The organism is Micromonospora sp. KC207, from assembly GCF_004348615.1.
In the GTDB taxonomy this organism is placed as follows: domain Bacteria; phylum Actinomycetota; class Actinomycetes; order Mycobacteriales; family Micromonosporaceae; genus Micromonospora.
Window position 1 is genome coordinate 25,670 of record NZ_SMKJ01000030.1, and the last position, 9,991, is coordinate 35,660.

Here is a 9,991-nt window from a genome sequence, read left to right on the forward strand (position 1 = left end):
CCTCAGGCCGGCACCGGGCGAGGCGTGGTGGCGGCGTGAGCATGCTGGACGATCTGCCGATCCGCGACGACCTGCGCGGGCTGTCGCCGTACGGGGCGCCGCAGCTGGACGTGCCGGTGCGGCTGAACACCAACGAGAACTCGTACCCGGTGCCCGAGGAGGTGGCCGACGCGATCGGCAAGGCCCTCGCGGCCGAACTGCGTGACCTGAACCGCTATCCGGACCGCGACGCCGTGGCGCTGCGCGCCGACCTGGCCGCGTATCTGGGACACGGGCTCACCGTCGAGCAGGTGTGGGCGGCCAACGGCTCCAACGAGATCCAGCAGCAGCTCCTCCAGGTGTTCGGCGGCCCGGGGCGCACGGCGCTCGGCTTCACCCCGGCGTACTCGATGCACCCGCTGCTGGCGCTCGGCACCGGCACCGGGTGGGTCCCGGCGGCACGCGGGGCCGACTTCGGGCTGACCGCCGACGAGGCGGTCGCCCAGGTCCGCGCGCACCACCCCGACGTGGTGTTCCTCTGCTCGCCGAACAACCCCACGGGCACGGCGCTGGACCCAGCGGTGGTGGCCGCCGTGCTCGACGCCGCGCCCGGCATGGTGGTGGTCGACGAGGCGTACGCCGAGTTCGCCCGCCCCGGCACGGTCAGCGCCCTCGCGGTGCTGCCCGGCCACCCGCGGCTGGTGGTGACCCGGACGATGAGCAAGGCGTTCGGCTTCGCCGGCGGCCGGCTGGGCTACCTCGCGGCCGACCCGGCCGTGGTGGCGGCGGTGCAGCTCGTGCGGCTGCCGTACCACCTCTCGGCGCTCACCCAGGCCGCCGCCCGCGCGGCGCTGGCGCACCGCGACGCCCTGCTGGCCACGGTCGAGGCGATCATGGGGCAGCGGGACCGGATCGTCGCCGGGCTGCGCGCCCGGGGCCTGCGGGTCGCCGACAGCGACGCCAACTTCGTCCTGTTCCAGGTGGGCGGCGACCAGACGGTGGCCTGGCGTGCCCTGCTGGAGCGCGGCGTGCTCGTCCGCGACGTCGGGCTGCCCGGCTGGCTGCGGGTCACCGCCGGCACCCCCGCCGAGACCGACGCCTTCCTCACCGCGATGGAGACAGTGCAATGAGCCGCACCGCCCGGGTCGAGCGGATCACCAAGGAGACCAAGGTGCTCGTCGAGATCGACCTCGACGGCACCGGCCGGGCCGAGATCGGCACCGGGGTCGGCTTCTACGACCACATGCTGCACCAGATCGCCCGGCACGGCGGATTCGACCTGACCGTGCGCACGGTCGGCGACCTGGAGATCGACGCCCACCACACGATGGAGGACACCGCGCTCGCGCTGGGCGCCGCGTTCGACCAGGCGCTGGGGGACAAGGCCGGCATCCGGCGGTACGGCTCGGCGACCGTCCCGATGGACGAGGTCCTCGTCCGGGCGGCCGTCGACCTGTCCGGCCGGCCGTACGTGGTGCACGACGAGCCGGCGCTGGCCCCGTACATCGGGCCGGTCTACCCGACGAGCATGACCCGGCACATCTGGGAGTCCTTCGGCCAGGCGGCCCGGATCACGCTGCACGTGGACGTGCTGCGCGCGGCCCGCCCCGGCGGCCACCCGGACGCCCACCACGTGGTGGAGGCCCAGTTCAAGGCGGTCTCCCGCGCCCTGCGCGAGGCCACGGCGCTCGACCCGCGCGCGGCCGGCGCGATCCCCAGCACGAAGGGTGCGTTGTAGCCATGGGCGGGGTGCTGCCGACCCTGCTGTTGATCCTCGCCGGGTTGCTGGTGGGCGGGGCGTTCTCGCTGCACCGCCAGGGCGCCTCGCGCGGCGCGGTGGTGGTCACCGCGCTGCTCGCGCTGCTGGCCACGGCCGGCGGGGTGCTCTGGCTGCTGCCCGGGGAGGGTTCATGACGAGGCGGGGTGCCGGCATGGGCCGGCGGAGCGGGGCGGGCGCATGAGCAAGTGGATCGTGGTGCTCGACTACGGCTCGGGCAACCTGCGCTCGGCCGAGCGGGCCCTCCAGCGGGCCGGAGCCGACGTCACCGTGACCGACGAACTGGCCGCCGCCGCCGAGGCGGACGGCCTGGTGGTGCCGGGCGTGGGCGCGTTCGCCGCCTGCATGGCCGGCATCGAGGCGCTCGGCGCGGGCCCGGTCATCGCCGAGCGGGTCGCCGCCGGCCGGCCGGTGCTGGGCATCTGCGTGGGCATGCAGGTGCTCTTCGAACACGGCGACGAGCATGGGGTGGTCACCAAGGGGCTCGGGCTGCTGCCCGGCGGGGTGACGAGGCTGCCCGCCGCCCGGCTGCCGCACATGGGCTGGAACACGGTGCGGCCTGCGGCGTCGTCGGTGCTCTTCGCCGGCCTGCCCGCCGCCAGCCGCTTCTACTTCGTCCACTCCTACGCGGCGGTGGACCCGGCGGCGCTGGCGGCTTCGGGCGCGGCGGTGACCACCGCGCACCACGAGGCGGACTTCGTGGCCGCCGTGGAGCGGGGCGCGCTCTCGGCCGCCCAGTTCCATCCGGAGAAGTCGGCCGACACCGGCGCGGCGCTGCTGCGCAACTGGCTCGGCGCCGTGACCGCCGGTGGCTGAGCGGGTGCCGCGCGGCCGGGGCACCGGGCCGGGGGGCGCGGCGTGAGCAAGGAGCGGGCCCGCCGGCGGGAGGCCCGCGAGGCCCAGCTGGAGCGGGAGCGGGCCGTCCGCCGCCGCCGGGTGGCCCGCCGGGAGCGTCGCCGTGCGGTGGTACGCCGGCTGACGCCACGCTGGCCGCGTCGCCGCACCGGCCGGCTGGCCCGGCATTCCCGGGGCGAACGGGCGGCGATCATCGGTCTGACCGGGGTGGCGGTGGTCGCCATCTGGAGTTTCGTCGACGACGTGGCGCTGCGGGTGGTGTTGGTCGTGTTGTTGCTGCTGGTCCTGCCGGCGGCCGTGGTGATCGCCCTGGGCCGCCGGTCCTGACGCGGGGGTTCCCGACGCGGAAGCTTCCGACGCGGGGGCTCGCGACGCGGAAGCTTCCGAAGCGGAGGTTCCCGATGCGAGAAGAGACGTTTTCGATGCGAGGAGAAGAGCGTTGAGCCTCACCCTGTTGCCCGCCGTGGACGTCGCCGACGGCCAGGCCGTCCGGCTCGTGCAGGGCGCCGCCGGCAGCGAGACCGCGTACGGCGACCCCCTGGAGGCGGCGCTGGCCTGGCAGCGCGACGGCGCGGAGTGGATCCACCTGGTGGACCTGGACGCCGCGTTCGGCCGCGGCTCCAACGCCGCGCTGCTGGCCGACGTGGTCGGTCGGCTCGACGTGCGGGTGGAGCTGTCCGGCGGAATACGGGACGACGCGTCGCTGCGGGCCGCCCTGGGCACCGGCGCGGCGCGGGTCAACATCGGCACGGCCGCGCTGGAGGACCCCGAGTGGTGCGACCGGGTCTGCGGCGAGTACGGCGACCGGGTCGCGATCGGGCTGGACGTGCGGGGCCGTACCCTCTCGGCACGGGGCTGGACCCGCGACGGCGGCGACCTGTACGAGGTGCTGGAGCGGCTCGACAAGGCCGGCGCCTCCCGGTACGTGGTGACCGACATCACCAAGGACGGCACCATGCGCGGGCCGAATCTGGACCTGCTGCGGGAGGTCTGCTCCCGCACCGACGCCCCGGTGATCGCCTCCGGGGGCGTCTCGACGCTGGACGACCTGCGCGCCCTGGCCACCCTGGAGCCGGTCGGCGTGGAGGGTGTGATCGCCGGCAAGGCGCTGTACGCGGGCGCCTTCACCGTGCGGCAGGCCCTCGACGTGCTCGCCGCCGTGTGACCGTGACCCGGCTGGGCGTGGTGGACGGGCTGCTCGATCCCGGGCACCTGGTGAAGCTGGAGGCGTACCTCGGCGACCGCTGACCGCTCACCCCGCCCGCGGGGCGGGGTGAGGCGGGGCACATCGCGACCGATTAAGTTGTGCGCAACTAAATTGCTGGCTACGTTTCTGTGGTGACCGATGATCTGGTGCTGGGACGGCAGGTGTGCTTCGCGCTATACGCGGCGTCGCGCGCCCTGACCGACGTCTACCGGCCGATCCTCGACGAGTTCGGGCTGACCTACCCGCAGTACCTGGTGCTGCTGGTGCTCTGGGAGCGCGGCGACGACGTCCCCACGGTTTCCGAGCTGGGCGCTGCCCTGCGGCTGGACTCCGGCACGCTCTCCCCGCTGCTCAAGCGGCTGGAGGCGGCCGGGGCGCTGGTCCGGTCCCGATCGGCGCGCGACGAGCGGCGGGTCGAGGTGCGCCTCACCGACGCCGGCCGCGTGCTGCGCGAGCGGATGTGCGGGGTGCCCCTGCGGGTCGCCCGGGCCACCGGGCTCACCGAGGCCGAGCTGATCGGGCTGCGCGACACCCTCACCCGGGTCGCCGAGACGATCCACCGACAGAAGGAGAAGTGATCGCCATGCAGGTCCTCTACACCGCCAACGCCCGCGCCACCGGCGACGGCCGCGACGGCCACGTCCGTACCTCCGACGGCACCTTCGAGCTGGACCTGGCGATCCCGAAGGAGATGGGCGGCGCGGGCGGCGCCGCGAACCCGGAGCAGCTCTTCGCCGCCGGGTACGCCGCCTGCTTCCACTCCGCACTGCGCCTGGTGGCCCGGCGGGCCAAGGCCGACGTGACCGGCTCGGTCGTCGACGCCGAGGTGGGCATCGGCGCGAACGGCAGCGGCGGCTTCGGCCTGACCGTCGCCCTCGTGGTGGACCTGCCGGCCGTCGCCCGGCCCGTCGCCGATCAGCTCGTCGCCCAGGCCCACCAGGTCTGCCCGTACTCGAACGCGACCCGGGGCAACATCGAGGTCGCCCTCACCGTACGCGAGGCCCTGGCCGGCTGACACGCCCCGCGTGGCATCGCGCAACCGCGCGGCGTCCCGCGCCGCGGCCCAGCACCGCCCAACCCGCCCAGCGACCGAAAGGACGACGAAGCCGTGACCGTCAACCGTGAGATCCACCTGGCCTCCCGCCCCCGGGGGTGGCCGACCGCCGACAACTTCCGCCTCGTGGAGACCGAGGTGCCCACCCCGGGCCCCGGCCAGCTCGTGGTCCGCAACCAGTTCATGTCCGTCGACCCGTACATGCGGGGGCGGATGAACGACGTCAAGTCGTACGTGCCGCCGTTCGCCCTCGCCGCCCCGCTCGAAGGCGGCGCGGTCGGCGAGGTGGTGGCCGGCGAGGGCAACGGGATCGTCCCCGGCGACACAGTCCTGCACAGCCTCGGCTGGCGGGAGTACGCCCTGGTCGACGCCAAGGGCGCCCGCAGGGTCGACCCGTCGGTCGCCCCGGTGAGCGCGTACCTGGGCGTGCTCGGCATGACCGGGTTGACCGCGTACGCCGGCCTGCTCGGCGTGGCCGCCATGCAGCCGGGCGAGAGCGTCTTCGTCTCCGGCGCGGCCGGCGCGGTGGGCAGCATGGTCGGCCAGATCGCCAAGCTCTCCGGCGCCGCCCACGTGGTCGGCAGCGCCGGCTCGCCGGCCAAGGTCGAGCGGCTCAAGGCGCTCGGCTTCGACGCCGCCTTCGACTACCACGACGGCCCCGTGCGCGATCAGCTCGCCGCCGCCGCCCCGAACGGGATCGACGTGTACTTCGACAACGTCGGCGGCGAGCACCTGGAGGCCGCCCTCGGCGCGATGCGGCTGCACGGCCGGGTCGCCGTCTGCGGCATGATCGCCCAGTACAACTCCACCGAGCCGCCGGCCGCGCCGCGCAACCTGGCGCTGCTCATCAGCAAGCGGCTCACCCTGCGTGGCTTCCTCGTCGGCGACCAGGGTCACCTGCGCGCCCAGTTCGTCCAGGAGGTTTCCGGCTGGTTGCGCGACGGGAAGCTCTCGTACGACGAGACGGTCGTCGACGGCATCGCCGCCGCCCCGGAGGCGTTTCTCGGCCTGCTGCGCGGCGAGAACCTCGGCAAGATGCTCGTCCGGTTGTAAGGAGGGGCCCCTTGTTGACGCCTGCGGTAGAGAGGGGTTCCCCTCTCACCAGCTGGAGCAGGTCGCCCGCGTCGCCGGTGGTCGCCCTCACCGGGCGGTCGCCGGGTGGGCCGGGGGGCGATAGGCTTCGCGGCATGACGGTGGCGGTACGGGTGATCCCGTGTCTGGACGTGGACGCCGGGCGGGTGGTCAAGGGGGTCAACTTCCTGGACCTGCGTGACGCCGGGGATCCGGTGGAGCTGGCCGCGGCGTACGACCGGGCGGGCGCGGACGAGCTGACCTTCCTGGACGTGACCGCCTCCTCCAGCGACCGAGGCACCATGCTCGACGTCGTACGACGCACCGCCGAGTCGGTGTTCATCCCGCTCACCGTGGGCGGCGGCGTCCGGCAGGTCGCCGACGTCGACACCCTGCTGCGGGCCGGTGCCGACAAGGTCGGGGTGAACACCGCGGCCATCGCCCGGCCCGAGCTGATCGCCGAGATCGCCGACCGGTTCGGCCGGCAGGTGCTGGTGCTCTCCCTCGACGTGCGGCGGGCGTCGGCCGGCACCACGGCGAGCGGCTTCGAGGTGACCACCCACGGCGGTCGCCAGGGCACCGGGATCGACGCCGTCGAGTGGGCCCGGCGCGGTGCCGAGCTGGGCGCGGGGGAGATCCTGCTCAACTCGATGGACGCCGACGGCACGAAGGCCGGATTCGACCTGGAGCTGATCGGCGCGGTCCGCGCCGTCGTCGACGTGCCGGTGGTGGCCAGCGGCGGCGCGGGCGAGGTGGCCCACTTCCCGCCGGCGATCGCCGCCGGGGCCGACGCGGTGCTCGCCGCCAGCGTCTTCCACTTCGGCGAGCTGACCGTCGCCGAGGTCAAGGACGCCCTGCGCGGCTCGGGTCACCCCGTGCGCTGACCCGCCACCATCGCCTGCGGCCCACCATCGCCTGCGGCCCGTTGTCCTTCGGGTGGCCGGCCTCGGGTGACCGCCCCGCAGTGTCGGCGACGTGGCGATGTTCTGCGCCCCGGACCGACCCAGGTCGGCGATCTGGCGGATCGCCCCGGCTCCGGCCCCATCCCGGAGCCGCGCGGCCCCACCCGGGCCCGCACGACCTCTAGCCGAAAGCCGCGCGGCGTCCGGCAGCGAGCCGGGCCCCTTCGGGGGAGCGCCGGCCGGGACGGTCAGGCGCGTCCGGAGTGGCCCTTCGGGGAGCGGCGCGGAGCCGGGATCGAGCGGACCACGTACTCCTGCACGGCGGCGGCGTGCTCGTCCTCGGGGAGGGTCCAGTCGGCACTGCCCGGGGCGTGCCGCCGGCTCAGCACCCCCTGCACCGTGTCCACGGCGGTGGCCAGGCCGGCGCTCGGGCGGGTGCGCCAGAGCTTCTCACCGTCGGGGGTGAGCCGGAACCAGCCGTCGGTGACGCTGACCAGGCCGGCGCCGACGAGTCGCCGGACTGCGGTCTCCACGTCGTGCCGCTCGGGGATGGTGTGGTTGAGGTGGTCGGCTGTGGAGAGCACGTCAGTGAGCCGGACGCCCTCGGGACGTCGGGTGGATGCCGACCTGCGGTGCCGGCCCGCGCCGTTGGCGATTACCAGTGAAACGAAGATCCAGGCGTCGGTCCAGCGCCATCCGTTCTCCCCCATGCAGGAATGATGCCGTGCGGCGCCCCCGGAGGAAACACCTACTTTTCCGGTACGGGTGTCGCGGCAGCTCAGAGCGGCTACGAACGGGCCGGGCGCGGTTCGGCGGGCGGCACTCCTACCGGCTCCGCGCCGACCTGGTTCGGCTCCGTTCGGATCGGCCTCGGCTCCGCTGCGACCGGCCTCGGTTCGGTGGCCGCCCCGGGCGGCGGATCGACCGTGAACGCCGGCAGGAACAGCTGGACCAGCGGCCCGATGGCGAGGGCGTACGCGACGGTGCCGATGCCGACGGTGCCGCCGAGCAGCCAGCCGAGGGCCAGCACGGCGACCTCGATGACGGTGCGGACTCCCCGGACGGACCGCCCGGGGTGGCGCGCCACGTACCCGGTCATCAGACCGTCGCGGGGGCCGGGGCCGAGCCGCGCGCCCAGGTAGAGGGCGGTGGCGGCGCCGTTGGCGCCGATCCCGACGACCAGCAGCGCCGCTCGAACCGCCAGCGGTAGGCCGTCGGGCAGCAGGGCGAGGGTCGCGTCGACCACCAGTCCGATCACCAGCACGTTGCTGACCGTGCCCAGGCCGGGGCGCTGCCGCAGCGGGACCCACAGCAGCAGCACGAGCGCACCGACGGCGATGGTGACGGTGCCGAACGACAGTCCGGTCTGTCGGGCGACACCCTGGTGGAAGACGTCCCACGGGTCGAGGCCGAGACCGGAGCGGATCATCAGCGCCATGCTGACGCCGTAGAGGACCAGCCCCCCGTAGAGCTGGACCAGCCGCCGGGCGGGCCGGTGCCGGAGATTGCCAATTGCCGCCATGCATGCCACCCTAGGGGCCAATCCGGCGGGTGGGAGAGCCAATATTGGGAGGGTGGCCATGACGAGTCAGGTGCGTGGGGCCCAATTGGCTCGGCTGCTCGGGCAGTGGCACGCGCTGCCGGGCCGCCGACGCAGCCCGGACTATGCCGCGCTCGCCGGCACCGTGCGGGGGTTGCTCGCCGACGGCCGCCTGCCCCTGGGGGTACGCCTGCCCGCCGAGCGGGAGCTGGCCGAGGCGCTGCGGATCAGCCGGACCACGGTGACCGCCGCGTACCGGCAGCTGCGGGAGAGCGGTCACCTCGCCAGCCGCCGGGGGGCGGGTAGCTGGACCATGCTCCCGGGCACCCACCGGGTGGCGAGCACCGGCCTGTGGACCCCGCTGGACGACCGCGACATGATCGACCTCGGGGTGGCCGCGCTGGCCGCCCCGCCCGAGCTGGTGCCCGCCGCCCGGGCCGCCGCCGAGGACCTGCCCCGCTACCTGGGCGGGGCCGGCTACCACCCGACCGGCATCAACGAGCTGCGCGAGGCGGTCGCCGCCAAATACACGGCCCGGGGTCTGCCCACCTCGCCCGACCAGATCATGGTCACCAGCGGCACCCAGCACGCGCTGGACCTGGTGCTGCGGCTGGCCCTCGCACCCGGCGGCAGCGTCCTGGTCGAGTCGCCGACGTACCCGAACGCGCTCGCCGCCCTCGCCGCCCGCCGGGCCCGGATCACCACCCACGGCCTGGCCACCGACGCCGCGGGCTGGGACGCAGACATGCTGCTGGGCAGCCTGCGCCAGGGGCGGCCGAAGCTGGCGTACCTGATCCCCGAGTTCCAGAACCCGACCGGGCACCTGATGCCGGCCGAGCTGCGCGAACGGATGGTCGGCGTGGCCCACGCCGCCGGCACCGACCTGGTGATCGACGAGTCGTTCGTGGATCTGCCGTTGGACGGCACCGAGCTGCCCCCGCCCGTGGCCACGTTCGACCGGCACTCCCGGGTGATCTCCATCGGCGGGATGAGCAAACCGTACTGGGGCGGCCTGCGCATCGGCTGGGTCCGCGCGTCCGCCCCGCAGGTGCAGCGGCTGGCCGCCGCCCGGGTCGGGGTGGACATGGCCAGCCCGGTGCTCGACCAGCTCGTCGCGGTCCATCTGCTCGCCGACGCGTCGGCCATCGTGAACGCCCGCCGCACCCAGCTCGCCGCCCAACGCGACGCCCTCACCGACGCGCTCGCGCGGCGTTTGCCCGACTGGCGGGTCACCGTGCCGCGCGGCGGGGTGACACTCTGGGTGGAGTTGGACGGTCCGATCTCCAGCGCGCTGGCCCGGGCCGCCGACGAGGTCGGCGTACGGCTGGCGCCCGGCCCCCGGTTCGGCCTGGACGGAACCCTCGAACGCTTCCTGCGGCTGCCGTTCACCCTGCCCGCCGCAGACCTGGTGGAGGCTGTCGGCCGGCTGGCGGCGGTTCGGTACGACCTGGACCGCGCCGGCCGCCCGCGCTGGCAGGAGCCGGCGGTCATCGCCTGAGCCGCACGGCCGGTTCGTGGAGCCGCGCCAACGCCCGCGACGGTGCCGGCCGAGCCCGCGGCGGTGATCTGGCCGAACCCGGATGCCGGGGGTCCCGGGTTGGGAGAC

Annotated in this window: 13 protein-coding genes; 11 read left to right on the plus strand and 2 right to left on the minus strand. The window is 74.7% G+C overall.

What is annotated here, in order from left to right:
* Positions 1-35: 35 nt before the first annotated feature.
* The 10 genes from E1258_RS06320 (at position 36) to hisF (ending at position 6,827) form a co-directional block, all read left to right on the plus strand.
* Positions 36-1,109: a histidinol-phosphate transaminase gene (locus E1258_RS06320; protein WP_132397683.1), complete on the plus strand. Its 1,074-nt coding sequence runs from the start codon at positions 36-38 to the stop codon at positions 1,107-1,109.
* Positions 1,106-1,717, plus strand: coding sequence for an imidazoleglycerol-phosphate dehydratase HisB (gene hisB, locus E1258_RS06325; RefSeq protein WP_007072143.1), 612 nt, complete (start codon positions 1,106-1,108; stop codon positions 1,715-1,717). The genes E1258_RS06320 and hisB overlap by 4 nt, the downstream gene beginning before the upstream one ends.
* A 2-nt stretch (positions 1,718-1,719) precedes the next feature.
* Entirely contained in the window at positions 1,720-1,893 is a 174-nt protein-coding gene (locus E1258_RS33115) for a hypothetical protein (protein WP_165949663.1), read from the plus strand.
* Positions 1,894-1,936: 43 nt separating this feature from the next.
* Complete coding sequence (gene hisH, locus E1258_RS06330) at positions 1,937-2,572, plus strand: imidazole glycerol phosphate synthase subunit HisH (RefSeq protein WP_132397685.1); 636 nt, start codon at positions 1,937-1,939, stop codon at positions 2,570-2,572.
* Between the two features lie 42 nt (positions 2,573-2,614).
* Entirely contained in the window at positions 2,615-2,938 is a 324-nt protein-coding gene (locus E1258_RS06335; RefSeq protein ID WP_132397687.1) for a hypothetical protein, read from the plus strand.
* Between the two features lie 112 nt (positions 2,939-3,050).
* Complete coding sequence (gene priA / locus E1258_RS06340) at positions 3,051-3,776, plus strand: bifunctional 1-(5-phosphoribosyl)-5-((5-phosphoribosylamino)methylideneamino)imidazole-4-carboxamide isomerase/phosphoribosylanthranilate isomerase PriA (protein WP_007072139.1); 726 nt, start codon at positions 3,051-3,053, stop codon at positions 3,774-3,776.
* Between the two features lie 173 nt (positions 3,777-3,949).
* Entirely contained in the window at positions 3,950-4,396 is a 447-nt protein-coding gene (locus tag E1258_RS06345) for a MarR family winged helix-turn-helix transcriptional regulator (RefSeq protein WP_132397689.1), read from the plus strand.
* 5 nt (positions 4,397-4,401) lie between these two features.
* Positions 4,402-4,833 (plus strand): organic hydroperoxide resistance protein, encoded by a 432-nt coding sequence (locus tag E1258_RS06350; RefSeq protein ID WP_132397705.1) that lies wholly within the window; start codon positions 4,402-4,404, stop codon positions 4,831-4,833.
* A gap of 93 nt (positions 4,834-4,926) precedes the next feature.
* On the plus strand, positions 4,927-5,925 hold the full coding sequence (locus E1258_RS06355; RefSeq protein ID WP_132397691.1) for an NADP-dependent oxidoreductase: 999 nt from the start codon (positions 4,927-4,929) through the stop codon (positions 5,923-5,925).
* A gap of 134 nt (positions 5,926-6,059) precedes the next feature.
* Positions 6,060-6,827, plus strand: a complete 768-nt coding sequence (gene hisF, locus E1258_RS06360) for an imidazole glycerol phosphate synthase subunit HisF (RefSeq protein WP_132397693.1) — start codon at positions 6,060-6,062, stop codon at positions 6,825-6,827.
* Positions 6,828-7,093: 266 nt separating this feature from the next.
* Here the strand turns inward: hisF and E1258_RS06365 are convergent, their stop codons facing one another.
* Together E1258_RS06365 and E1258_RS06370 are read right to left on the minus strand one after the other, a co-directional pair.
* The gene (locus E1258_RS06365) at positions 7,094-7,555 is read right to left on the minus strand and encodes a hypothetical protein (protein WP_132397695.1); all 462 of its coding nucleotides are present in this window, start codon (positions 7,553-7,555) and stop codon (positions 7,094-7,096) included.
* Positions 7,556-7,632: 77 nt separating this feature from the next.
* On the minus strand, positions 7,633-8,367 hold the full coding sequence (locus E1258_RS06370) for a YitT family protein (protein WP_132397697.1): 735 nt from the start codon (positions 8,365-8,367) through the stop codon (positions 7,633-7,635).
* 58 nt (positions 8,368-8,425) lie between these two features.
* On the opposite strand from E1258_RS06370, the gene E1258_RS06375 reads away from it, so the two are divergent.
* Positions 8,426-9,883: a PLP-dependent aminotransferase family protein gene (locus E1258_RS06375; RefSeq protein ID WP_132397699.1), complete on the plus strand. Its 1,458-nt coding sequence runs from the start codon at positions 8,426-8,428 to the stop codon at positions 9,881-9,883.
* Positions 9,884-9,991 lie beyond the last annotated feature (108 nt).

What these genes read in the sequence shown, in the direction of transcription:
- hisB (WP_007072143.1), top strand. Translation starts at nt 1,106, where the DNA reads ATGAGCCGCACCGCCCGGGTCGAGCGGATCACCAAGGAGACCAAGGTG.
- E1258_RS33115 (WP_165949663.1), top strand. Translation starts at nt 1,720, where the DNA reads ATGGGCGGGGTGCTGCCGACCCTGCTGTTGATCCTCGCCGGGTTGCTG.
- hisH (WP_132397685.1), top strand. Translation starts at nt 1,937, where the DNA reads ATGAGCAAGTGGATCGTGGTGCTCGACTACGGCTCGGGCAACCTGCGC.
- E1258_RS06350 (WP_132397705.1), top strand. Translation starts at nt 4,402, where the DNA reads ATGCAGGTCCTCTACACCGCCAACGCCCGCGCCACCGGCGACGGCCGC.
- hisF (WP_132397693.1), top strand. Translation starts at nt 6,060, where the DNA reads ATGACGGTGGCGGTACGGGTGATCCCGTGTCTGGACGTGGACGCCGGG.
- E1258_RS06365 (WP_132397695.1), bottom strand. Translation starts at nt 7,555, where the DNA reads ATGGGGGAGAACGGATGGCGCTGGACCGACGCCTGGATCTTCGTTTCA.
- E1258_RS06370 (WP_132397697.1), bottom strand. Translation starts at nt 8,367, where the DNA reads ATGGCGGCAATTGGCAATCTCCGGCACCGGCCCGCCCGGCGGCTGGTC.
- E1258_RS06375 (WP_132397699.1), top strand. Translation starts at nt 8,426, where the DNA reads ATGACGAGTCAGGTGCGTGGGGCCCAATTGGCTCGGCTGCTCGGGCAG.